Origin of the sequence: Sulfitobacter sp. HI0129 (assembly GCF_001635395.1) — a bacterium.
Lineage (GTDB): Bacteria > Pseudomonadota > Alphaproteobacteria > Rhodobacterales > Rhodobacteraceae > Sulfitobacter.
In genome coordinates, this window is record NZ_LWGH01000994.1 from 1 (window position 1) to 231 (window position 231).

Annotated in this window: 1 pseudogene; it reads right to left on the bottom strand. The window is 52.4% G+C overall.

From position 1 onward, the window contains the following. Positions 1-216 (bottom strand): annotated as a pseudogene (locus A3764_RS21585) (flavin-containing monooxygenase); the annotation flags it as partial. Positions 217-231 lie beyond the last annotated feature (15 nt).

Sequence of the window (231 nt, forward strand, 5' to 3'; positions counted from 1 at the left end):
GCCGTCATCTTTCACCCCATTAATGGCATTGCGATAATTGCCAATTCCGGCCATGTAGAACATAACTGCATTCTTCTTTCCGGGGATATTCGCACCGAAGATCCAGCTTTCAGCTTTGGGGAAGAGTGTCATGTCGGCGATTTCACGGCAGGTGCCAACCCAAGCGTCGCGCGCTTCCACGGTTGGCTCCACACTTTGAACCCCCTCTTCTTCCATTGCGCAAATCGTGTC